Here is a 24,191-nt window from a genome sequence, read left to right on the forward strand (position 1 = left end):
AATGGGCGTATTTCCCTAGTCTATTACAATTTGTAAGCAAGAAATAGGAAAAATTTTTAAAATATTATATAAAAACGCTTTACAAAATAGAAATATATGATATAATTAAAGAGTCAAATAAATGCAAACGTTTGCGGAAAGCGCTTGCGGAAAATTTTATAAGGAGATATGAATGATGAAAGAGACATTCAAAAACATATTCAGTTTCGAATTTTGGCAAAAATTCGGAAAAGCTCTGATGGTCGTTATCGCAGTAATGCCCGCGGCTGGTTTGATGATCAGTATTGGTAAATCAATTCCAATGATCAATCCAAACGTAGCTGCTCTTGTTACAACAGGCGGTATTCTTGAGCAAATTGGTTGGGGAGTTATCGGAAACCTTCACATTTTGTTTGCATTAGCTATTGGAGGTAGCTGGGCAAAGGAACGTGCTGGTGGTGCATTTGCGGCCGGACTTTCATTTATTTTAATTAACCGTATTACAGGGGTCTTTTTTGGAGTAACTTCAGACCTTCTTACAAAACAAGGAGCTACTGTAAAAACTGTCTTTGGTGGAACCATTAAGGTGGCTGATTATTTTGTAAGTGTACTTGAAGCTCCTGCTCTTAATATGGGGGTGTTTGTTGGTATCATCGCCGGTTTTGTTGGGGCAACTGCTTACAACAAATATTATAATTACCGTAAATTACCAGATGCGCTTTCATTCTTTAATGGTAAACGGTTTGTGCCATTCGTTGTTATTTTGCGTTCTACAATTGTGGCTTTGATTCTTGCAGTATTTTGGCCAGTTGTTCAAACTGGAATCAACAATTTTGGTATTTGGATTGCTAACTCTCAAAAGACAGCTCCAATTCTCGCACCATTCTTGTTTGGTACTTTAGAACGTCTTCTTTTACCATTTGGACTTCACCATATGTTGACAATTCCAATCAACTATACTCAATTAGGTGGGACATATGAAGTGTTGACAGGGGCTGCTAAAGGAACGACTGTATTTGGTCAAGATCCATTATGGTTGGCTTGGGTAACAGACCTTGTTAATTTAAAAGGTTCACACGCTGACCAATATCAACATCTTCTAAATAGTATTACTCCAGCTCGTTTTAAAGTTGGGCAAATGATTGGTTCATTTGGTATTTTGATGGGGGTTGCCTTTGCAATTTATCGAAATGTAGATGATGATAAGAAACATAAATACAAAGGGATGATGATTGCAACAGGACTTGCAACTTTCTTAACAGGTGTTACAGAACCAATTGAATACATGTTTATGTTTGTTGCAACACCTCTTTATTTGGTGTATGCTGTTGTGCAAGGGTTAGCCTTTGCTATGGCAGATATTGTTCACTTGCGTATGCACTCATTTGGTTCAATCGAATTTCTGACTCGTACTCCACTAGCCATCAATGCTGGTTTGGGTATGGATATTATTAATTTTGTTTGGGTAACAGTGCTCTTTGCAGTTGGAATGTATTTTATTGCCAACTTCATGATTAAGAAATTTAACTACGCAACTCCAGGACGTAACGGAAACTATGAAACAGCTGATGGAGAAGATAGTTCTTCGTCTGCCGCAGCTGGTGGCAAAGTAGCAGAAGCATCTCAAGCTGTGAATATTATCAATCTTCTTGGTGGACGTGCAAACATTGTTGATGTTGACGCATGTATGACACGTCTTCGTGTAACTGTTAAAGATGCAGAAAAAGTTGGTACAGAAGAGCAATGGAAAGCCGAAGGAGCTATGGGCTTGGTGATGAAAGGTCAAGGTGTTCAAGCCATTTATGGTCCGAAAGCGGATGTTTTGAAATCTGACATTCAAGACTTACTTGACTCAGGCGAAGTGATTCCTGAAACTCTTCCGAGCCAAATGACAGCTTCACAAGCTGCCGAAGCGAGCTACAAAGGCGTGACAGAAGAAGTTGAGACAGTCGCAGACGGTGAAGTGATTGCGATTACAGATGTCAAAGATCCAGTCTTCTCTCAAAAAATGATGGGTGACGGATTTGCTGTTGAACCTGAAAATGGCAAGATCTACTCACCAGTAGCAGGTACGATTACAAGCATTTTCCCTACAAAACATGCTCTTGGTCTCTTGACTGATAATGGTCTTGAAGTGCTTGTTCATATCGGACTTGATACGGTCAGTCTTGAAGGTAAACCATTTGAAGTGCATGTTGCAGAAGGGCAAAAAGTTACAGCAGGTGATCTTCTTGTGACAGCTGATTTAGAAGCTATCAAAGCAGCAGGTCGTGAAACTTCAACAGTTGTTGTCTTCACAAATGCACAAGCTATTAAATCTGTAACTGTTGAAACATTCGGCAAAGTAGCAGCGAAAACAGTTGTTGCTAAAGTAGAATTGTAAATAGAAAAGAGAAATCATGGCAAAATTCCTGACTTTAAATACTCATAGTTGGATGGAAGATGAGCAAGAAAAAAAGCTAGATCAACTAGCTGAGCGGATTCTTCAAGAAAAATATGATGTCATTTGCCTGCAGGAAGTCAATCAAGAAATGGAGTCTGAACAGGTTGTTCAGGCTCCATTTTATCATGCGGTAGATGGCGCCATTGCGATTCATAAAGACCACTTTGCGCATTGTCTCGTGGAGAGATTGATAGAGAAAGGTCTTATTTATCATTGGTCTTGGGCTTATAATCATATTGGTTTTGATCGGTTTCATGAGGGAGTCGCTATTTTATCCTTAAAGCCGTTGAAACCAAGTGAGTTATTGGTTTCAGATGCCAACGATCCAACGGATTATCACACTAGAAAAGTCCTCTTAGCAGAAACAGAAGTTGATGGACGGCTTGTAACGGTGACTTCCTGTCATCTTTCTTGGTGGGACAAAGGATTCCAAGAAGAATGGGGACAAGTAGAAAAAGAATTGTTGCAACGCGATATGCCTCTAGTATTGATGGGAGATTTTAACAATCCTGTCGGTTATGAGGGCTATCAGTACATTCTAAAAAGTCCACTTGCTTTGCAAGACAGTCATGCCGTTGCTGCTACAGTCGTTGGCACCGCAACAGTTGAAGGCGATATTGCCGGCTGGGTTGGAAACAAGGATGCTCTAAAAATTGATTATATCTTTACGAGTAAAGATTTTAACGTTAAAAAATCTGCTGTTGTTTTTGACGGCAAAGCAACACCTGTCGTTAGTGACCATTTTGGGTTAGAAGCAGAAGTTGCATTTTAACAATCAAAAACGGGAAGTTCAAGATAAAACTTCCCGTTTTTGATTGTCATTCTTTAGAGGTGTGGCGTTTTCCAGCATTGATAGCATCGGCTTCAGTCATGGTGACTACTCTGTCAAACCGTGTATTGCGTGGCATATTATCTATACTGTACCAATAAACCTCAGCAGTTCCGTTACGAGCTACATAAACGGTTCGTTCCTGCTGTTGAGCTTCTTGTGCTGCAGCAGCCTCTTGTTGTTGCTGCGCTTGAGCGGCAGCTGCTTCTTCTTGTTTTCGTTTTTCTTCCGCTTGTTTAGCTATTTCTTGTTCTTTTGCTGCTTTTTCTTGCTTAGCTTTTTCCGCTTCCTTTTTCTTCTCTTCCTCAGCGGCCTTCTCCTTCTTTGCCTGTTTCTCTTTTCTACCTATAGCAATATATTGCTCGTTTTCTCTTTTGTAGGAGTCAAACTCATTTTTTAATGCTTTGTAATCTTTAGCGGCTTTTTCATTGCTTTTTGTTAATTTTTGAATCTGTACTTTATATTCTTCTCCATTTTCGCGCTGGTTTCCTTTGGTAGAAAAGGAAACCAACAAAAGAACAATTAAAGCTAGAATAGCAATATTCTTTTTGTCTTTAAAAAAGGCAACAGAAAAAAATCTTTTCATTATAATTCTCCTTGAAATGATAACGTTTACAATTATTATATAAAATTTCTTGAGAGAAGTAAATAGGATAACGGATTATTATATGTTTTCGTGAGGAAGTTCCTATCTTTTGTTATTTCTTAAAACATGGTATAATGAAGTATTAAGAATTCAGGAGGGAAGCAGATGCGTTGTCCTAAGTGTGGTGGTAGTAAATCAAGTGTTATTGACAGTCGGCAAGCAGAAGATGGCAACACAATTCGTCGTCGTCGTGAGTGTGATGAATGTCAATATCGTTTTACGACTTATGAACGTGTAGAAGAACGGACACTTGTTGTCGTAAAAAAGATGGCACGAGAGAACAATTTTCAAGAGATAAGATCTTTAATGGAATCATTCGTTCGGCGCAAAAACGTCCTGTTTCTAGTGATGAGATTGAAGCAATTGTTAGCCGAATTGAGCAAAAAGTGCGCAGTAGTAATGAAAATGAGATCGCAAGCGAGTATATCGGTGGTTTGGTTATGGAAGAGTTGGCGGATTTAGATGAAATTACTTATGTTCGTTTTGCTAGTGTTTATCGTAGCTTTAAAGATGTGAGCGAGCTGGAAAGCCTCTTGAAACAGATTACAAAAACAGCGAAAAAGAAAAAGGAACAATAGATGAAACCGAATGATCAATTTTCTTTTGTGAAGAATAATCTGATTAGTCAGGACAGCACCAATTTGATTCGTCTATATTTGCCAATTTTAGGGTTTCATGCAACCTCTATCTATCAGTATTTTCTTGCTTTTTGGGATAATGGAAAATCATCTTATACTTTTGGGCACATTTGAATCATCTCAATCTGGGGATGAATGCCTTGCAAAAAAGTTTAGAAATGTTGTCCGCTATGCAGTTAGTAGAGCTTTATCATGCAGAGAATCATTTTCAGGTCTATTTGCAGCCCACATTATCGTCTGGTGAGTTTTTAAGCAATCCTGTTTACAAGCGTCTGTTAGAAAAGAAGATTGGTGAAGCTGCAGTAGAAGCTTTGTTGCCTAGTCACCCAAGTGGTGAGAAGCAAGATGTGAAGCTGTCAGAGATTTTTCAAGTGGAAGATGCAAAGGTAGAGCCGCAATCAAAACAGAATCATTTTGACTTGGATTACTTTAAACAATTGATGGCGCGAGAAAACTTGCGTTTTGAAAACGAAAAAGAAGATTTGCTGGTACTCTTTGCTATTTCAGAGCAACAAAATTGGACTTGGTATGAGACCTATTTGTTGGCTAAGGAAACGGCTGTCGGTCATGTGATTTCAACCAAGCGAATGAAGCAAAAATTAAATCAAAAGCCTGCTGCAAGTGGATTTTCTAATGCTGAACAAACGATTATTCGAGAGGCTAAGAGTAGGTCAGCCATGCAGTTTTTGGCAGAAATCAAAAAAACAAAGCATGCGACAATCACACGAGGAGAACGTCAGTGTTTGCAAGAATTGGCAAATTTGGGACTGTTAGATGAAGTGATCAATGTGATTTTGCTGTTGACTTTTAACAAAGTGGATTCGGCTAATCTCAATGAAAAATACGCTTTGAAAGTAGCAAATGACTTTTCATATCAGGAGGTGGCATCAGCAGAAGAAGCAGTTTTGTGGATTCGTGAGCGAAATCAACAACCAAGCAAAAAAGCAAATCAAACGGCTACTTCAAAGAGCAATGTTCCCGACTGGAGCAATCCTGACTATAAGAATGAAACAAGTGCTGAAAAGCAGGCTGAGCTAGAGGAGCAAAAGAGAAAACTTTTAGCGAAATTAGACCAAGGAGGTGACTAGATGGAGAGTGTTGGACAAACGATGGCGCATAGGAAACAAGCTCGTCAATTTGACTATGAAGAGTTGGTGAAACAAATCGTTGCCGATCCAGATGTGGCGGCTTTTATCCAGTCTGAGCGATTGACACCTGCTGAAATCAAACGAAGCATTTCTAAGTTTAATCAGTATATTTCTGAGCGAAACCGTTTCTTGCTAGGTGATAAAGCGTATATTGCCAAAGGCTATAAGCCGATATTGGTGAAGAATGAGGGGTATGCAGACGTTTCTTATGAAGAAACTCCAGAACTAGTCGAAGCGCAGAAACAAGCAACTATCAATGCACGGTTAAATTTAATTAGTCTTCCGGCTAGTCTCAAGGAAGCTAGTTTGGCAAAAGTGGATTTGGACGATGTTGGTCGTTACAAGGCTTTTGAGTTGCTGACGAATTTTGTGGCAGATTATCCAAACTACAAAAAAGCGATTTACCTTTATGGTGATTTTGGCGTGGGAAAAAGTTACATGATGGCAGCCTTAGCACATGATTTGTCGGAAAAACGCAGTGTTTCCACGACCTTGCTTCATTATCCTAGTTTTGTTTTGGATGTAAAGAATGCTATTTCTTCTGGTCTCGTTAAGGAAAAGATTGATGAAGTAAAAGTAGCGCAAGTATTGATTTTGGATGATATTGGTGCGGAGCAATCAAGTCCGTGGATGCGAGATGAGATTTTGCAGGTTATTTTACAGCACCGGATGCAGGAAAATTTGCCAACTTTCTTTACATCGAATTTTAATTTTGCGGATTTGGAACGGCATTTTGCGACATCCAAAAACGGAGATGAAACTTGGCAGGCTCGTCGTGTCATGGAAAGAATAAAATTCTTAGCAGAGGAAGTTCGTCTGGAAGGAGAAAATCGCCGATGAATGAAACGATTGATTTGATGAAAAAGCATACTTCTGTTCGTCGTTTTACAGATGAGCAGATTTCAGATGAGGATTTGAAGGCGATTATTGATGCTGGTCGAGCAGCCTCTAGCTGGAAGAATTTCCAATCTTATTCGATTATTGTTGTTCGCAATCAAGAAAAGAAAGTAGCTTTGTTTGATTTGGTGCCTCAGGAGGCTATTCGTCAGTCGTCTGTTTTTCTTCTTTTTATCGGAGACCTCAATCGAGCTGAGAAAGGTGTGCGACTTCATACGGATACCTTTTACTCACAAGGAGTGGAGAATCTTCTGATTAGTTCTGTTGACGCTAGTCTGGTCGCGCAGAATACTCTTTTGGCGGCTGAAAGTCTGGGATATGGCGGGGTCATCATTGGCTTGATTCGCTATGCTTCTAGGGAAATAGCGGAGCTGTTTAATTTACCAGATTATACATACCCTATTTTTGGAATGGCTTTGGGAAAGTCGGATCAGTACCATGCTGTTAAACCACGCCTGCCGTATGAAACAGTCGTTTTTGAAGAAAACTATCAAGAACAGGATGCGTCTGTTATTCAGGCTTATGATCAGATTCAGGCAGACTATGCTGGGAAGCGTGCAACAGATACATGGAGCGAGCGACTAGCGAAGCAATTTGGTCAAAAGCCTAATATTGCTAGTCAGGATCTATTGCAAGACAAGAAATTATTGTAAAATAAAGGGAGTGAGACAAAAAGGTCATTTTGAAGAAATTCGATTTTGTTGGTTCACCCCGCACAGCTCGAAAGGTTTGGGAAACCTTCCGAGGTTGGAAAAAAACTCAAGTAAAACTTGACGTCAAAAGGGATATAAAAGCTGATTTATCAGCGCATTAGACCTCACTTAGCAGTGTTTGATTGGCACTAATTGTCTAGTAATTGTACATGGGAAATTCTAAATTGCCTAAAGTCAATAGAGTTTCTCCAAACCGCTGCGCCCTGTAATTATAACTACATAAACAAGCGAAGCTGAGCATTTTGTCCCAGCTTCTTGAAACAGAAAGAGGAACACTATGGCTTTACCAACCATTGCCATTGTCGGCCGTCCTAATGTCGGCAAATCAACGCTTTTTAATCGGATTGCCGGGGAGCGGATTTCGATTGTTGAGGATGTTGAAGGAGTAACCAGAGACCGTATTTATGCAACGGCTGATTGGCTGAATCGCAAGTTTAGCATGATTGATACAGGCGGGATTGATGACGTAGATGCACCTTTTATGGAGCAAATCAAGCACCAAGCAGAGATTGCTATGGAGGAAGCGGATGTCATCGTTTTTGTGGTGTCTGGAAAAGAAGGTATTACAGATGCGGATGAATATGTGGCTCGCATGCTCTACAAGACCCACAAGCCAATTATTTTAGCGGTCAATAAAGTAGATAATCCAGAGATGCGCAGTGAAATTTTTGATTTTTATGCGCTTGGTTTGGGTGATCCTTATCCCGTTTCTTCCGTTCATGGGATTGGGACAGGAGATGTCCTGGATGCCATTGTTGAAAATCTCCCCAATGAAGAAGCAGCTGAAAATCCAGACATGATTAAATTCAGCCTCATCGGTCGTCCCAATGTCGGCAAGTCTAGCCTAATCAATGCGATTTTAGGAGAAGATCGTGTTATTGCTAGTCCTGTGGCTGGTACTACTCGTGATGCGATTGATACGGTCTTTACGGACGATGAGGGACAAGAATTTACTATGATTGATACAGCGGGTATGCGTAAGTCAGGTAAGGTCTATGAAAATACAGAGAAGTATTCTGTTATGCGAGCTATGCGAGCCATTGACCGTTCCGATGTTGTGCTCATGGTGCTCAATGCTGAAGAGGGGATTCGCGAGTATGATAAGCGGATTGCTGGTTTTGCTCATGAAGCAGGTAAAGGAATTATTATCGTTGTTAACAAGTGGGACACGCTGGAAAAAGATAACAAGACCATGCAAAATTGGGAAGCCGATATTCGCGACCAATTTCAGTATCTCTCTTATGCACCGATTGTCTTTGTATCAGCTCTGACTAAGCAACGTTTGCATCAATTGCCAGGCATGATTAAGAGAATTAGTCAAAGTCAAAATACTCGCATTCCGTCAGCTGTTCTCAACGACGTCATCATGGATGCCATTGCGATTAATCCGACACCGACCGACAAAGGGAAACGGCTGAAAATCTTCTATGCGACACAAGTCGCGACTAAACCGCCAACCTTTGTTATTTTCGTCAATGAAGAAGAGCTCATGCACTTTTCTTATATGCGCTTCCTAGAAAACCAAATCCGCAAAGCTTTCGTATTTGAAGGAACACCAATTCATCTCATTGCCAGAAAGCGGAAGTAGGGCGGAACTAACTAAACAAGGCTGAACATAAAAATAGTAGAAGTGGTACAGTACAAGATAACTAGTCTAACGTACTTATGTGAGAAAGAAATATGAATTGGATAAATATTGCTAAAGTGGTGCTCATTGGAATTGCAAGTGCAGCTTATGTGAATATTCATTATGATGATAGAAAGTACAAACCGTTTGGTTTTCGCTATTGGTTATCACTTTTTAGTTTGATAGTTGTAGGAATTGCACATCTTTTCTTGGCTGCTATAACATTGGGCGTCATTTGGTTGATGATAACAAAATTCTCTATACTTTTACTGGGAATTTGGCTCCTTTTAGTATTCTTAGTAATAGGAAATACAATATTGCTAGTCGGTTTTATGAAAGTGTTGATTGCACGCACTAAATGCTATAAAAAGCTCAACGAGGACATTTTCTAAAAGAAAGCGAGGAGAACCTTGCTTTTTTTCTTTATGCTGAAAATATGGTATAATGAATAGATAAAATAAAGGTGGTACTTATGGCAAAATTGATTCCTGGGAAGATTCGGACGGAAGGAATTGCCCTTTACGAAGCAGGGAAAATTGAAATTCTCAAAGTGAAAGATCAGATGATTTACAGCCGAGTGGAAAGTCACAATCTGCGATATAGCTTGGACGACGAAGCCATTTTTTGTGCCTGTGATTTTTTTCAAAAAAAGAAATATTGTGCTCATCTTGCAGGATTAGAATATTTTCTAAAAAATGATCCTGAAGGGAAAGTCGTTTTGGCAAATCTGGAAGAAGAACAGACAACTTCAGAAGAAACTCAAACGAAGGTCTCTTTTGGCAGTCTCTTCTTGGATAAAATCCTCCAGACAGAAGAAGTAGCCGTTCACTATGAACTGTCTGCGGTCGGGCAAGAAGATGATTATACAGGACAATTTTTGTGGACCTTGCGCATCAGTCGTTTACCAGATGAGCGCTCCTATGTTATCCGGGATATTCGTGCTTTTTTAAAGATTGTTGAAAAAGGCGATTATTATCAAATCGGCAAGCACTATTATGAAAAAATGCAATTGGCTGCTTTTGATGAAGCTAGTCAAGAGGTGATCCAGTTTTTACGAGGACTTGTTTCTTATCAGCAAGATCAAGATGCTTCTTTTATCTTTCCAAATGCAGCTAGACATCTTTATTTTCCGTCTAGTCTGTTTGAAGAAGGCGTAAATCGACTCATGAATTTGCCGCATTTTCGCTTGGAATATAGTCTTTATGACTATGACAAAGTCTTTTTCCAAGATTTGCATGCTGAAGTAGGCATCTATGATTTTACAGTAGAGGAAAATTTGGATTATTTCGAACTCACCATTACAGAGCAAAATTATAAAATCCTATATGGTGGTGACTTTATTTTTTATGGGGATCATTTCTATCAACTGACAGATCAACAAAAGCGGATGATTCAGGTGATTCGAGAATTGCCTGTGGATACCGATCGCAAAAAACGCCTTCAATTTGATACAAGCGATCAAGCAAAACTAGCTTCAGGACTATTAGAATTTGGCAAAGTCGGTTCTATTCACGCACCAGAAAGTTTAGTCATTCATACGTTTACTCCACTGTTTGATTTCGAGTTATTGGATACTCAGGAAATTCGTCTCAAAATCCAGTTTGACTATGGAAATCGTGTTGTGGATACTCGTTTTAAGTTGGAAGAACTACCATTTGCCAGCGATTTCCAGTTAGAACAAAAGGTTTTTCAACAAGCTCTGTCTGCTGGCTTTGAAGCAGATTTCACAAGCACTCGTCCACCATTGCAACCACAAGAGATTTATTCATTTTTTACGTCCATTCTCCCTCGTTTTAGGCGCTTGGGAAAGGTATTTGTAGCAGAAAGCCTGACAGCCTTGTACCAAGTGGAAAGACCAGCAGTTTCTGTTCAGACAAATGGTGGCTTGTTGGATATCGGGTTTGACTTTACAAGTATTGACCAGACAGAAGTAGACGATGCGTTAGAAGCTCTTTTTTCGGCTAATGATTATTTCATCAGTCGCTCTGGCAAGGTGCTCGTTTTTGATGAAGAAACAAAAAGAGTCAGCAAAACCTTACAGGATTTACGAGTTAAAAAAGGAAAAGACGGCATTTTCCAAACGCAGCGGATTGCTGCTTATCAGCTATCTGAATTGTTTAAAGATCAAGAAAAAGTTAGCTTTTCGGAGGAATTTCGCCATTTAGCCTTTGATTTGACGCATCCAGAGGAATTTGCGCTACCAACGTTAAAAGTGGAAGCAACTTTGCGTGATTACCAAGAAACGGGTGTCAAATGGATGTCTATGCTTCACCATTATGGATTTGGCGGTATTTTAGCAGATGACATGGGGCTTGGGAAAACCCTTCAAACCATTGCCTTTTTAAGTAGTCAGCTAAAAAAAGAGACCAACGTTTTGATTTTGGCTCCGTCTAGTTTAATTTACAATTGGCTGGATGAGTTTGCAAAATTTGCGCCAGAAATGGATGTAGCGGTCATTTATGGATTAAAGCCAGTCAGAGATAACTTGATTGCAGAAGGTCATCAGGTGATGATTACAAGCTATGCTTCTTTCCGTCAAGATGTTGAAGAATATAGTCAATTGAACTTCGATTATCTCTTTTTAGATGAAGCGCAGGTCATGAAAAATGCACAGACCAAGATTGCTCATCATTTACGAAATTTTGAGGTCAAAAATACCTTTGCTCTTTCTGGAACGCCGATTGAAAATAACCTCAGCGAATTATGGTCTATTTTTCAAATTGTTTTGCCAGGATTATTACCTAGCAAAAAGAACTTTTTGAAACTGCCTGCAGAAACTGTCGCTCGTTTTATCAAACCATTTGTCATGCGTCGAAAGAAAGAAGATGTCTTGCAAGAATTACCAGATCTCATCGAAGTGTCTTATCGCAATGAACTGGCAGATAGTCAAAAGGCTATCTACCTAGCGCAGTTAAAACAAATGCAGGAGCGCGTGCTTGCTTCTACAGAGGAAGAACTCAATCGCAGCAAAATGGAAATTTTATCCGGCTTGATGCGTTTGCGCCAAATCTGTGATACCCCAGCGCTCTTTATGGAAGATTATCATGGCGAGAGTGGTAAACTAGAAAGCCTGCTAGAACTATTAGAGCAGATTCAGACAGGAAGCCACCGTGTGTTAATCTTTTCTCAATTCCGAGGTATGCTAGACATTATCGAAAAAGAATTGAAAAAGATGAAAATGGAGGCATTTAAAATTACAGGTTCTACACCAGCAAAAGAGCGCCAAGAGATGACAAATGCTTTCAACAATGGGGAAGGAGACGCTTTTCTAATCTCCCTAAAAGCTGGTGGCGTTGGCTTAAACCTGACAGGTGCAGATACCGTTATTCTAGTTGACCTTTGGTGGAATCCAGCAGTAGAGTCTCAGGCAATTGGTCGAGCTCACCGTATGGGTCAAGAAAGAAATGTAGAAGTCTATCGCCTGATTACGCGAGGCACAATCGAAGAAAAAATTCAAGAATTGCAGGAAAGCAAGCGCCATCTCGTATCAACTATCCTAGATGGAACAGAATCCCGTAACAGCCTAACCGTTGCTGAAATACGAGAAATTCTAGGAATTTCTACAGAAACACTTGAAAAATAGCACCAATAGGTTATAATGAGGTGTTGAAAGGAAATGTGCTAATGAAAGAAAAATCTTTTCCATTGATTTCTGACGATGAAGTCATGCTATCAGAAATGCCGCGTATGAATCTTTACGATGAAAGTGATCTTATCAGCAATATTAATGGTGACTATGTTGATAAAAATTATTTAGAATGGGAACCAATTGTAAAGAAAATTGCAGATAGTCAAGTAAAAGAAGGAAAAGCTTACCAAGCAACTTCAGCTATTCCGTCTGATGAAGTCGCCAAACCTGCCCCAAAAAGCTATGCTGAATTGGCTAGAGAAGAAGCCAGAGCGGATTTGAAAAAGAAACGTTCGGCAGCTTATTTGACATCGGATTTTACTTCTAAAAAGCGCTCTTATCCTGCCGTTACGAATGGTAACACAGCTATTTCACATCAACCAACAGCATTTTTCCAAAAGGGAAATGGTAGTGAACTGGCAAAATATAGTCGGAATTTGAAACAGGACCAATATATTTTGGCAGATATCAAGACGGAGCCTTCTGTACATCAACCAAATGAATTACCTAAAAAAGCTAAAAATAATTATGACTTTTTAAAAACAAGTCAAATTTACAATAAAAAAGAATTGCAAAGCCAAAGAGAGCGCCGGATAGCGCAAGAGCTAAATTTAACACGGCTGGAAGAAAAATAATCGAACGTTGACAAGAGCAATTATTTTTGTGTGAACTTGGTTTCACTAAATTTAACGCTCTTAGTATTTAAGGAGAAATTATGACAAAAACCTATCATTTTATCGGGATTAAAGGCTCTGGAATGAGTGCTTTAGCATTGATGCTGCATCAAATGGGACATCACGTTCAGGGAAGCGATGTGGAGAAATATTATTTTACACAACGTGGCTTAGAGCAAGCAGGGATTAAAATCCTGCCTTTTGACGAAAAAAACCTTCAAGCAGATGTAGAAGTCATTGCAGGAAATGCTTTTCGTCCGGATAATAATATTGAAATTGCCTATGCTGATGCAAATGGAATTGCTTATAAGCGCTACCATGAATTTCTGGGAACTTTCATGCGTGATTTTGTCAGCATGGGAGTGGCAGGGGCACATGGAAAGACATCAACGACGGGTATGTTGGCACACGTTTTGTCAAACATTACGGATACCAGTTATCTGATTGGTGACGGGACGGGGCGCGGCTCTGCAAATGCGAAATACTTTGTATTTGAAGCAGATGAATACGAACGTCATTTTATGCCTTATCATCCTGAATATTCAATTATCACGAATATTGACTTCGACCACCCAGATTATTTCACCAGCTTAGAAGATGTTTTCAATGCTTTTAATGATTATGCTAAACAGGTTAGCAAAGGGTTATTTGTTTACGGTGAAGACAAAGAATTGCGCCGAGTCACAGCTAACGCTCCTATTTATTACTATGGCTTTAAGGAAGGAAATGACTTTATCGCTCATGACTTACTCCGTTCTACGACAGGCTCTAGCTTTAAAGTCTCTTTCCGTGGGCAAGAATTAGGAGAATTCAAGATTCCTAGCTTTGGTCGCCACAATATTATGAATGCAACAGCTGTTATTGGTTTATTGTACACAGCTGGATTTGACTTAAATTTAGTTCGGGAGCATTTAGTCACTTTTGGTGGTGTGAAACGTCGTTTTACTGAAAAAGTGGTTAATGGGACAACAATTATTGATGATTTTGCGCATCATCCAACTGAAATTATTGCGACTTTGGACGCAGCTCGCCAGAAATATCCAAGTAAAGAAATTGTTGCGATTTTCCAACCACATACTTTTACCAGAACCATTGCGCTTTTGGACGAATTTGCCGAAGCTTTGAATCAAGCCGATGCCGTTTATTTGGCGCAAATCTATGGCTCTGCGCGTGAAGTGGACCACGGAGATGTCAAAGTAGAAGATTTAGCTGAAAAAATTATCAAAAAGGCAGAAATTATTACTGTTGACAATGTTTCGCCATTGTTAGAACACCCAAATGCTGTTTATGTTTTCATGGGAGCTGGGGATATTCAAACCTATGAATATTCTTTTGAACGTTTGCTATCCAATTTGACAAGCAATGTCCAGTAATCTAATACCACAAGTCGCCCTTCGAGAAGCTTCTTTGGAAGATTGGAAGGCAATCGTTGCGATTGAGGAGGCGAATTTTTCCACAGAAGCAGCTGGTGCAGAAACAATCCAAAAATGGATTGAACAGGGGCAAACGAACTTTTTAATAGCGGAATTAAATGAGAAAATAGCTGGCTACCTTGTAGGGGCAGCCGTTTTTTCACGTCATTTGACAAAGGAAATGATAGACAATTCGTCAAAGTGGCAGCAAGATTCTGATTTTATGACGATTCAGCGCTTATCCATTCATCTAGATTTTAAAGAGCAGGGACTGGGAACTTTGCTTTTAGCTGCTTACAAAGAAATAGCTGTTGCACAAAATCAAAAAGGTCTTCAGTTGGTTTGTTCGGATGAGTTGATTTCTTACTACGAAATGAATGCTTTCATAAATGAAGGAATTTCTGAAAGGGGAGATAGCCATGCTATTTTATATGAACTTGTTTGGGATAATCCATATTTTAAGGAGGGAAAATGAAGATTAGACAGGCAAATTTAGCAGATTTGGATGCTATTACGACTATTGAATGGGAAAACTTTGGACCAGAAGAAGCTCTGAGTCGAGAGATTTTGGAAGCCCATATCCAAAAACTAACAACCAGTTTCTTAGTAGCTGAACGAGACGGTCAGATTTTAGGCTACCTTGAAGGACCTGTTCGTCCAGAACGCCATTTAGTAGATCAATCCTTTACTTCTGAGGTAGAAGATTATAGTCATTTGACAGACCATTATATTTCGTTGACCAGTTTATCTATTGATAAAAATGCTCAGAATATGGGATTAGGTCGCAGTTTGTTGAATGCAATGAAGGATATTGCTATTCGCGACCAGCGTTTGGGAATCAACTTAACTTGTCATGATTATTTGGTCGCTTACTATGAAAAACATGGTTTTATCAACGAGGGCGTATCCCAATCTACCTATGCAGGTGAAGTCTGGTATGATATGCTTTGGAAAACTCCCAAATAGTGGAGAAAAGAATTGATTATTCTGTAGAATGCTTGAAAGAAAGGCATTCTCTTATTGCTTTTCTTTATCTTTTAAGATATAATAGTAGGGATATTGAACAAGGAGGTCAACTATTTGGCTGAAGATTCACAAGAAAAAGAAGGGCTGAGTTTTAAAGAGCAGATTCTGCGCGACTTGGCTAAAGCAAAGGGAACTGAACAACCAAAACCTGTAGAAGAATCTAATGACTTGCAGGAAAAGTTAGGTTTGGGTCAATCTGTGCTTCCTTCTGCACAGGAAGAAGAGAAAGCAACTGCTTCTGAAAAGGATATACCAAAAGTTCAAAAAGAAGAAAGTGGCGAACCAGAGCCAGCTCCTTTAGAAAGTCCCCTTCCAACCATTGAACAAATAGAAGCCGAAGCAGTAGCTAGGGAAGAAGAAAAAGAGTTTAATACTCATACGACGAAAGTCCCTGTTTCTTACCCAACCAATCAGGCTGTTGAAGAAACCAAGGTTCCAAAAGAATTAGTTCAACCTGCAGTTTACGGAACGGAGCAAGATACAAAGAAACTTTCTCGTTCAAATCGGACTGCTCAAACGATTAACACGAAGAAGCGTCAAAATAAAATTGCCGGAAAAATCGTCAAAACGGTCTTAATTTTGCTACTTTTAGGGATTGGTTTAACTGGTTTTTTTGCTTATCGCTATGTTACATCAGCTTTACAACCAGTTGATGCGAAAAATACAAAGTATGTGACGGTTAAGATTCCGACTGGATCGAGCACCAAAGCAATTGGAACGGTCTTGGAAAAAGCTGGTTTGATCAAAAATGCTCAGATTTTTAGCTATTATGCTAAGTTTAATAACTATGCAGATTTCCAATCGGGTTATTACAATCTGCAAAAGAGCATGAGTTTGGATACGATTGCTAAAAAGCTACAGCAAGGTGGAACGGATACTCCGCAGGATCCTTCAATGGAAAAATTAACCATTCCAGAAGGATATACCATTGACCAAATTGCAAAAACGATTGCGAAGTTGAAGAAAAATAAATTGTCTTCGGATACGTTCTTAAAGAAAGTGCAAGATGATAATTTTATCACTCAGGAAGCTACAAAATATCCAAACTTATTAGGCAATTTAGCTAAAAAAGAGAGCGGTGTTAAGTATCGCTTAGAAGGCTATCTTTTCCCTGCTACTTACAATGTGACCGACAGCATAACTGCTGAAACGCTCATTGACCAAATGTTAGCAGCAATGGATAAAACCATGTCGCAATATTATGATGTTTTAGCCTCAAAGAACTTGACTGTGCATGATGTTTTGACAATTGCGTCCTTGGTTGAAAAAGAAGGTTCAACAGATCAAGACCGAAAAAACATCGCAAGTGTCTTTTACAATCGTTTAAATCAAAACATGCCTTTGCAAAGTAATATTGCAATTTTGTATGCTCAAGGGAAGCTTGGTCAAAAGACAACCTTAGCAGAAGACGCTGCGATTGATACTAATATTGATTCGCCTTACAATGTTTATAAAAATACCGGTTTAATGCCTGGTCCTGTAGACAATCCTAGTCTTTCTGCTATTGAAGCGACTGTTAATCCAGCCAAAACGGATTATCTTTACTTCGTAGCCAATACAGAAACAGGAAATGTTTATTTCGCAAATACCTATGAAGAACATGAAAAAATGTTCAAGAACATGTTAATAGTAAATTGACACAATCAAGTAGTTCGAATTAGAGAAGTGGGACAAACGTAACTTTTAAAACTTGATTTTGTTCTACTTCTGAGCAATGATGTATAAGTCTAAAAAGATTGCTACAAGCGTATTTTAGACTAGTTGAAGAATGCACCTTGCAAAGCAAGCGAATATTAAAAAGAAGCTGGGACGAAAGTTTCCAGCTTCAAAGTATAAAGTATATAGTTATAATAAACCAACGACGCAGCTACTGATTGCTCAAAGCATTGCTTTGAGGTGGCGGATAGAACTTGTAAAGCAAATCTCAAAGTTGTTTGTTTTTCAAGCTTGGTAGAACACTTTTGACAAAAACTTTGTTTTCTTTATCCACCACCTCAACAGTCTGGGAGACTGTTGAGCAACCCTGCGGGGGTGAGACTAGGAACTAAAATTTTCAAGCTGAGTTCTGTCCCACTCCCTCTTTATTTTAAAAATAGAAAGAAGAAAAAATAATGGCAGAAAAAACTTATCCCATGACCCTTGAAGAAAAGGAAAAACTTGAAAAAGAATTAGAAGAATTAAAACTAGTTCGCCGTCCAGAAGTGGTAGAACGTATTAAAATTGCTCGTTCTTATGGTGACTTATCAGAAAACAGTGAGTATGAAGCAGCCAAAGATGAACAGGCTTTTGTTGAAGGACAAATCTCAAGTCTGGAAACCAAGATTCGCTATGCTGAAATTGTAGATAGTGATGCAGTAGCACAAGATGAAGTTGCTATTGGTAAGACCGTTACGATTCAAGAAGTTGGTGAAACGGATGAAGAAGTCTATATGATTGTGGGTGCAGCAGGAGCAGATGCTTTTGCTGGAAAGGTTTCTAATGAAAGTCCTATTGGACAAGCTCTAATTGGCAAGAAAACAGGTGACACAGCTACAGTTGAAACACCTATTGGTAGTTATGATGTAAAAATCCTAAAAGTCGAAAAAACAGCATAATTAAAAAAAGAAAACGAGCCCCATGGTATCATCACAATCACGGGGCGCGTCTCAGTAAGACATAGAGGAGGGAAATATGTCCCATCAGTCCCAAGTGATTTTAACCAACATGTGTCTGATTGAAGATGATCAGAATCGTATTGTTATGCAGATTCGGGACCCAAAACGGTATTCTTGGTCAGGAGCAGCTCTACCTGGCGGACATATAGAAGAAAAAGAAAGTCTCCACCAAGCAGTTGTGCGTGAAGTATATGAGGAAACGGGATTAACAATCCATCGTCCTAGACTGGTTGGTATGAAACATTGGTACACGGCGGAAGGTATTCGTTATCTGGTCTTTCTTTATCGCACAAATGAATTTTCAGGACATCTCCGCTCATCAGAAGAAGGTGAAGTTAGGTGGGTGGCGCGTGAAGACTTGGACACTCTCGAATTGGCTTATGATTTAAAAAATTTGCTACGTATTTTTGATGACAAATCATTGTCAGAATTGTTCTATAGTGAACGCTTAGAAAATGATTTTGTTCGCGAATTTTGGTAATTTTATGTTTAAATGAGAATATTCTATCGTTCAAGTTGATGTTTGAAAAGATAAGGACTATTTCATATAGTGAGATGCTTTTCTGATTGAATGGCAAGCAAAAAGCTGGAATGATTGTTCCAGCCTTTTTGTTTATCTTGAACGTTGTTTCCCAGCGTTACGATTTTTCTTTTTATTTTGTTTTCTATTTTCAATAACGGCCTGTGCTTGAGGTGTCACATCTTTTTTACGACCAGAATTTTTAATGGCTTTAGGTGGATTATTTTTGTATTCTTCAGCTACGCGTTTTCTGAGTTGAGGACGGATGTAATGATTGATAATCAATTGTTGGATAATCATGATGAAACCACCGACTACCCAGTAAAGTGTAACACCTGCTGGAGCTGTGAACGAGAAGATGACAATCATGAGCGGGCTCATGTACATCATTTTCTTCATTTGCTCTTTTTGAACCTCATCAACGCCGACAAGGGTCAAAGCAGATTGAATGAAATACAAAATTCCGACGATAATGGTGAGAAGAATGCTGGCTTTTCCGAGTGGAATTCCTAGGAAGACACTCTTAGCTACTCCTTCAGTGTATTGAGCAGAGAAATAAAGGGCAGAGAAAAATGGTAATTGAATCAGGAGAGGAAGACATCCGATACCTCCGAGCATATTGACACCATTTTCTTTTTGAGCAGCCATGAGTGCTTGCTGAGCAGCCAGTTTTTCTTCTTGTGTTTCAGCATTTTTCATACGTTCTTGGATAGGCTCAAAAATAGGCTTCAAGTAGTTCATCTTTTCAGATTGATAGGTTGCTTTCCATGATTGATAAAGTCCTAGTGGCAAAATGATCAGCCGCACAATCAGGGTAACAATGATAATAGCAACACCAAAACCTAGCCCCATGTTATTAGCAAAATACTGAATGGCAAGGCTCATTGGTCTTCCAATGATATCCCAGACAAACCCAGCAGGCTTACCATCTTTTACTTGCACACATCCTGAGAGCAGCAGAAGCATAGATAACCCTAATCCTGAGAATAAAATACGATTTAATTTTTTCACGTGTTTGTTTCCTTTTTCTAAAAAATAATACCTTTCTATTCTACTGTTTTTTTCCTAAATATACAATAGTTCTTAGGACTTAATTTGCAATTTTAAAATCTGAATAGGATTCAAAATTCGTCATTGTAACATCTAAATAGTTGACTTTTGAAAATGGCGTTGGCCCTTTGCGGATTTCTTGGATAAATTTTGCCATAAGGGCAGAGTTTTCTGCTTGCGCCAAAATCTCTACGGTACCATCTTCATTATTCCAGACACGCCCTGTGATACCGCCAATTTCTGTGGCAAGTGTGTAAACACCCCAACGAAAGCCAACTCCTTGCACGCGACCTTGTGCAATCATTCTTACTTTTTGCATGTGAACCTCCTTTTTGTGATATAATAGTTCTATGAATATTATAACCTCAAAAGCGAATAATGTGGTAAAAAATACTAAAAAATTACTTCAAAAAAAATATCGGAAAGACTCATACTTAATTGAGGGTTGGCATTTATTTGAAGAAGCAGTCAATGCACAAGCTAAAATTAGGCATATCTTTGTTTTAGAAGAATTTGTTGACAGAGTGCAGGATTTTCCTCAAGTTTATGTAGTGACGGCAGAAATTTTGGCGGATTTAGCTGATTCCAAAACACCGCAGGGCATTGTAGCAGAGCTTGCTTTTGAGGAAGCGACGATTCCTTCAGTTCTCAAAGGGAAATATCTCTTTTTAGAAGATGTGCAGGATCCGGGGAATGTGGGCACGATTATCCGAACAGCTGATGCGGCTGGTTATGACGGGGTGTTTATTTCGCAGCATTCAGCAGATATTTACAATCTGAAAACTCTGCGTTCCATGCAAGGCAGTCATTTTCATTTGCCTATTTATCGAGTAAAAACAGCAGATTTTCTTGACCTTGCTAAACAAGTACAATTTCCGATATTGGCAACGACACTTTCAAAAGATTCGATGGATTATCGGGAGTTAGCACCACTGTCGGATTTTGCTCTTGTGTTGGGAAATGAAGGTCAGGGGATTAGTTCTGAAATGGCAGAAGCAGCTGATTACCTCATTCATATTTCGATGAAAGGACGAGCTGAGAGTTTAAATGTCGCCGTGGCAGCAGGAATTCTCATCTTTTCTTTAAGTTAAAATTTAGAAATATATTTATAATTTAAAGCACATGGAGGTGGTTCTATGCTTTATAGAGAAGATAAAGAGTATATGGATCATGTTGGACAATTGATTGCTCAACCACGCGTCCAGAAATTAAAAACCATAACACATCATATTTATTCCAATCGCTTGGAGCATTCGATTCATGTTAGTTATACGAGTTATAAAATTGCTAAAAAATTAGGTTGGGATGCAAAAAGTACCGCACGTGGCGGACTTCTGCACGATATGTTTTATTATGATTGGCGGGAAACGAAATTTAATAAAAGTCATGCTTGGGTACACCCTCGCTTAGCAGTACGAAATGCACGGAAAGTAACCAATTTAAATAAAGTGGAAGAAGACATCATTATCAAACACATGTGGGGAGCAACATTGGCACCACCACGGTATAAAGAAGGCTATATTGTCACCATGGTGGATAAATACTGGGCGATCAAGGAAGCCATGGCGCCAGTTCGGAAAAGAATGGCTAAAAGAAGACTTTTTCATCGAAAAATGTTAAAATCGTAACATATCATAATAAAGGAGAGAGCTTATGAACAATACAGTTATTCAAGAAAATAGTGGTATCAATAGTTTTTACGCTAAAGTTTATTCATTAGTCGGTATGGGGATTGGCATTTCTGCCCTTGTCTCGGCTTTGATGTTAACAATATTTCAAGATGTGATTTATTCAGTAATAATGGCGAATAGTTGGATTTTTTATTTGGCAATTTTTGCTGAGTTAGTTCTTGTCTGGGTAGCTTCAGGAATGTCTGCCAAAAACAATCCAGCTGCATTGCCAACTTTTCTAGTTTATTCGGCTTTAAATGGCTTTACGATTAGTTTAGTGTTGGCTCTTTACACACAAGCAACGGTTTTAGCAGCCTTCATTACTTCTTCAGCGATGTTTTTTGCTATGGCATTGATTGGGAAATTTACCAAAAAAGATCTTTCTGGTCTGGGCAGATCCTTTATTGCAGGTCTAATTGGAGTTATCATCGCTAGTTTGGTGAATATTTTCCTTAGAAGTTCTGGACTAGATTTCATCATTAGCATTATTAGTGTGATTATCTTCTCTGGATTGATTGCTTGGGATAATCAACGAATCCGCTATGTCTATGAGCAATCAGGCGGAAATGTAGCAGCTGGTTGGGCAGTTTCACTCGCCTTAAGCCTTTACCTTGATTTTATCAATCTGTTCCTCAGCATTCTTCGTATTTTTGGAAGAGATAATTAAAAGTAAGAATTAGAAGTTGGACTGATTCCAGCTTCTTTTTTTTTATGGCTATGGCTTCTTCTTTTATGATATAATAAAGCAAATGAAAAGAAAGTATGAGACTTGCTATGAAAGAACCATTTCTTAGTCGCGAAAAGTTAGCTGAAATCACAACTCAATTTCCAACTCCATTTCATTTATATGATGAGAAAGGAATTCGTGAGACAGCTCGTGCGCTTCAGAAAGCCTTTTCTTGGAATCAAGGATTTAAAGAGTATTTTGCAGTGAAAGCAACTCCGAATCCGACTATTTTGAAAATCTTGAAAGAAGAAGGTTGTGGAGTAGATTGTGCCAGCTATGTAGAACTTTTGATGAGCCAAAAAGTAGGCTTTTCAGGAAATGACATGATGTTTTCGTCCAATGATACGCCTGCAGAAGAAATACAATTTGCGCGTGAATTGGGAGCTACTATCAATCTTGATGCTTATGAAGATGTTGCATTTTTACAGGAAGTGGCGAGCATTCCAGAAATCATTTCTTGCCGCTATAACCCAGGCGGTGTATTTGAGTTGGGAACAGATATTATGGATTCTCCAGAAGAAGCCAAATTCGGGATGACCAAAGAACAACTCATCCAAGCATTTAAAGATTTAAAAAATTTGGGCGTTAAAAAATTTGGGATTCATGCCTTATTAGCTTCTAATACTGTTACGAATCATTATTATCCTGAATTAGCCCGTCAGCTATTTGAATTAGCCGTTGAGGTCGTAGCTGAGACCAATGTGGACCTGGATTTTATCAATCTTTCAGGCGGAGTAGGCGTTCCTTATCGTCCAGAAGAAAAAGCAAATGACATTTTAGCGATTGGGCAAGGAGTTCGCCGAGTTTATGAGGAAATTTTAATACCTGCAGGTTTAGGAAAGGTTAAAATTTTTACGGAACTGGGACGTTTTATGCTGGCCACTCATGGGTTATTGGTGACGAAAGTATTGCATAAAAAGAAGACTTATCGCACTTACATTGGTGTAGATGCTTCAGCAGTGAACCTGCTGCGTCCTGCTATGTATGGCGCTTATCATCATATTACAAATATGGATCACCCAGACGGACCGACAGAAATAGTGGATGTGGTCGGCAGTCTTTGTGAAAATAATGATAAATTTGCCATTCAGCGCGAACTGCCGATTACTAATATTGGGGATACCTTAGTGATTCACGATACAGGAGCACATGGTTTTTCAATGGGTTATCAGTACAATGCTAAACTTCGTTCAGCTGAAATTTTACTGGAAGAAGACGGCGGTGTACGAATGATTCGGCGTGCTGAAATACCAGAGGATTACTTCGCAACTTTGTATGGCTTTGATTTTGAAAAATAGACAATTTTTGATATAATAAGAAGATGTAAAAAGGGAAAAGAGGATTACATATTTATGAATTTACTATTAGCTATTTTGTTGATTATTCTGGCTTTCTTTGGTGGCATGCTCGCTGGAATGTATCTAGTTCGCAAACAAATTGAAAAAGAATTTGCAGACAATCCACGTTTGAATATTGATGCGGTTCGTACAATGCTATCTGCAAATGGACAAAAACCAAATGAAGCAAAGGTACAACAAGTGTATCGTCAAATTAAAAATCAACAAAAAGCAGCACTTGAAAATGCTAAAAAGAAAAAATAAGCTGTTCAAACAGTATAAAATTTGATTTTTAAAGAGATAACTGAATGGGGATTTGGGCCTTGCACCCAGTCCCTTCTTTAGAAAGAAGAACTTATGGATAATCGACCAATTGGTTTTTTAGACTCAGGCGTGGGCGGTTTGACAGTTGTTCGCGAACTGATGCGGCAGCTTCCACATGAGGAAGTGATTTATATCGGTGATTCTGCACGTGCGCCTTATGGACCAAGACCAGCAGATCAGATTCGCGAATATACATGGCAATTAGTGCAATTTCTCTTAACTAAAAATGTCAAAATGATTGTTCTTGCC

The 24,191-nt window shown here is 39.0% G+C and carries 21 protein-coding genes and 4 pseudogenes; 22 read left to right on the top strand and 3 right to left on the bottom strand.

What is annotated here, in order from left to right; translation table 11 throughout:
• Window positions 1–172 precede the first annotated feature (172 nt).
• The gene (locus HMPREF2887_RS01450) at window positions 173–2,362 is read left to right on the top strand and encodes a PTS transporter subunit IIBC (RefSeq protein ID WP_084740366.1); all 2,190 of its coding nucleotides are present in this window, start codon (window positions 173–175) and stop codon (window positions 2,360–2,362) included.
• A 16-nt stretch (window positions 2,363–2,378) separates the two neighbouring features.
• Window positions 2,379–3,194, top strand: coding sequence for an endonuclease/exonuclease/phosphatase family protein (locus HMPREF2887_RS01455; RefSeq protein WP_021001980.1), 816 nt, complete (start codon window positions 2,379–2,381; stop codon window positions 3,192–3,194).
• Between the two features lie 46 nt (window positions 3,195–3,240).
• Here the strand turns inward: HMPREF2887_RS01455 and HMPREF2887_RS01460 are convergent, their stop codons facing one another.
• The gene (locus HMPREF2887_RS01460) at window positions 3,241–3,837 is read right to left on the bottom strand and encodes a hypothetical protein (RefSeq protein ID WP_021001979.1); all 597 of its coding nucleotides are present in this window, start codon (window positions 3,835–3,837) and stop codon (window positions 3,241–3,243) included.
• Between the two features lie 165 nt (window positions 3,838–4,002).
• Here HMPREF2887_RS01460 and nrdR point away from each other — a divergent pair.
• The 14 genes and pseudogenes from nrdR to HMPREF2887_RS01535 all read left to right on the top strand — a co-directional run bounded on the left by nrdR (window position 4,003) and on the right by HMPREF2887_RS01535 (window position 18,795).
• Window positions 4,003–4,475, top strand: a pseudogene (nrdR, locus tag HMPREF2887_RS01465) (transcriptional regulator NrdR).
• A pseudogene (locus HMPREF2887_RS01470) lies at window positions 4,476–5,623 on the top strand (DNA helicase).
• Complete coding sequence (gene dnaI / locus HMPREF2887_RS01475) at window positions 5,624–6,523, top strand: primosomal protein DnaI (protein WP_021001977.1); 900 nt, start codon at window positions 5,624–5,626, stop codon at window positions 6,521–6,523. It abuts the pseudogene before it with no gap.
• Window positions 6,520–7,233 (top strand): NADPH-dependent oxidoreductase, encoded by a 714-nt coding sequence (locus tag HMPREF2887_RS01480; protein WP_021001976.1) that lies wholly within the window; start codon window positions 6,520–6,522, stop codon window positions 7,231–7,233. Before dnaI ends, HMPREF2887_RS01480 begins: the two co-directional genes overlap by 4 nt.
• Window positions 7,234–7,570: 337 nt before the next feature.
• Complete coding sequence (gene der, locus HMPREF2887_RS01485) at window positions 7,571–8,881, top strand: ribosome biogenesis GTPase Der (RefSeq protein ID WP_021001975.1); 1,311 nt, start codon at window positions 7,571–7,573, stop codon at window positions 8,879–8,881.
• Window positions 8,882–8,973: 92 nt separating this feature from the next.
• On the top strand, window positions 8,974–9,312 hold the full coding sequence (locus tag HMPREF2887_RS01490; protein WP_003041516.1) for a hypothetical protein: 339 nt from the start codon (window positions 8,974–8,976) through the stop codon (window positions 9,310–9,312).
• A gap of 80 nt (window positions 9,313–9,392) precedes the next feature.
• The gene (locus HMPREF2887_RS01495) at window positions 9,393–12,503 is read left to right on the top strand and encodes a pilus expression-regulating Snf2 family helicase (protein WP_021001974.1); all 3,111 of its coding nucleotides are present in this window, start codon (window positions 9,393–9,395) and stop codon (window positions 12,501–12,503) included.
• 41 nt (window positions 12,504–12,544) lie between these two features.
• A complete protein-coding gene (locus tag HMPREF2887_RS01500) occupies window positions 12,545–13,183 on the top strand; it encodes a divisome accessory protein ZapJ (protein WP_021001973.1) in 639 nt (212 codons plus the stop codon).
• Between the two features lie 80 nt (window positions 13,184–13,263).
• Window positions 13,264–14,595 carry a UDP-N-acetylmuramate--L-alanine ligase gene (murC, locus tag HMPREF2887_RS01505; RefSeq protein WP_021001972.1) on the top strand — a complete coding sequence of 444 codons (1,332 nt, stop codon included), beginning with the start codon at window positions 13,264–13,266 and terminating at the stop codon, window positions 14,593–14,595.
• Complete coding sequence (locus tag HMPREF2887_RS01510) at window positions 14,585–15,109, top strand: GNAT family N-acetyltransferase (RefSeq protein ID WP_057489786.1); 525 nt, start codon at window positions 14,585–14,587, stop codon at window positions 15,107–15,109. The genes murC and HMPREF2887_RS01510 overlap by 11 nt, the downstream gene beginning before the upstream one ends.
• The gene (locus HMPREF2887_RS01515) at window positions 15,106–15,600 is read left to right on the top strand and encodes a GNAT family N-acetyltransferase (RefSeq protein ID WP_021001970.1); all 495 of its coding nucleotides are present in this window, start codon (window positions 15,106–15,108) and stop codon (window positions 15,598–15,600) included. The genes HMPREF2887_RS01510 and HMPREF2887_RS01515 overlap by 4 nt, the downstream gene beginning before the upstream one ends.
• 114 nt (window positions 15,601–15,714) lie before the next feature.
• A pseudogene (gene mltG / locus HMPREF2887_RS01520) lies at window positions 15,715–17,321 on the top strand (endolytic transglycosylase MltG).
• A gap of 450 nt (window positions 17,322–17,771) precedes the next feature.
• Window positions 17,772–18,254 carry a transcription elongation factor GreA gene (gene greA / locus HMPREF2887_RS01530; protein WP_021001968.1) on the top strand — a complete coding sequence of 161 codons (483 nt, stop codon included), beginning with the start codon at window positions 17,772–17,774 and terminating at the stop codon, window positions 18,252–18,254.
• A gap of 76 nt (window positions 18,255–18,330) precedes the next feature.
• Entirely contained in the window at window positions 18,331–18,795 is a 465-nt protein-coding gene (locus HMPREF2887_RS01535) for an 8-oxo-dGTP diphosphatase (RefSeq protein ID WP_021001967.1), read from the top strand.
• A 132-nt stretch (window positions 18,796–18,927) separates the two neighbouring features.
• Here HMPREF2887_RS01535 and yidC read toward each other — a convergent pair whose 3' ends face one another.
• A complete protein-coding gene (gene yidC, locus HMPREF2887_RS01540; RefSeq protein ID WP_003023616.1) occupies window positions 18,928–19,845 on the bottom strand; it encodes a membrane protein insertase YidC in 918 nt (305 codons plus the stop codon).
• Window positions 19,846–19,924: 79 nt separating this feature from the next.
• Window positions 19,925–20,203, bottom strand: a complete 279-nt coding sequence (locus HMPREF2887_RS01545) for an acylphosphatase (protein WP_003023619.1) — start codon at window positions 20,201–20,203, stop codon at window positions 19,925–19,927.
• A 31-nt stretch (window positions 20,204–20,234) separates the two neighbouring features.
• Between HMPREF2887_RS01545 and HMPREF2887_RS01550 the strand changes: the two genes are divergently transcribed.
• The 6 genes and pseudogenes from HMPREF2887_RS01550 to HMPREF2887_RS10365 all read left to right on the top strand — a co-directional run.
• Window positions 20,235–20,975: a TrmH family RNA methyltransferase gene (locus tag HMPREF2887_RS01550; protein WP_021001965.1), complete on the top strand. Its 741-nt coding sequence runs from the start codon at window positions 20,235–20,237 to the stop codon at window positions 20,973–20,975.
• A 45-nt stretch (window positions 20,976–21,020) separates the two neighbouring features.
• Complete coding sequence (locus HMPREF2887_RS01555; protein ID WP_021001964.1) at window positions 21,021–21,512, top strand: HDIG domain-containing metalloprotein; 492 nt, start codon at window positions 21,021–21,023, stop codon at window positions 21,510–21,512.
• A 25-nt stretch (window positions 21,513–21,537) separates the two neighbouring features.
• The gene (locus HMPREF2887_RS01560; protein WP_021001963.1) at window positions 21,538–22,221 is read left to right on the top strand and encodes a Bax inhibitor-1/YccA family protein; all 684 of its coding nucleotides are present in this window, start codon (window positions 21,538–21,540) and stop codon (window positions 22,219–22,221) included.
• Window positions 22,222–22,328: 107 nt separating this feature from the next.
• A complete protein-coding gene (locus HMPREF2887_RS01565) occupies window positions 22,329–23,579 on the top strand; it encodes a diaminopimelate decarboxylase (protein ID WP_021001962.1) in 1,251 nt (416 codons plus the stop codon).
• 54 nt (window positions 23,580–23,633) lie between these two features.
• Window positions 23,634–23,882 carry a YneF family protein gene (locus HMPREF2887_RS01570; protein ID WP_003023631.1) on the top strand — a complete coding sequence of 83 codons (249 nt, stop codon included), beginning with the start codon at window positions 23,634–23,636 and terminating at the stop codon, window positions 23,880–23,882.
• A gap of 93 nt (window positions 23,883–23,975) precedes the next feature.
• Window positions 23,976–24,191, top strand: a pseudogene (locus HMPREF2887_RS10365) (glutamate racemase); the annotation flags it as partial.

Source organism: Streptococcus sp. HMSC071H03, from assembly GCF_001813035.1.
GTDB lineage: Bacteria > Bacillota > Bacilli > Lactobacillales > Streptococcaceae > Streptococcus > Streptococcus anginosus.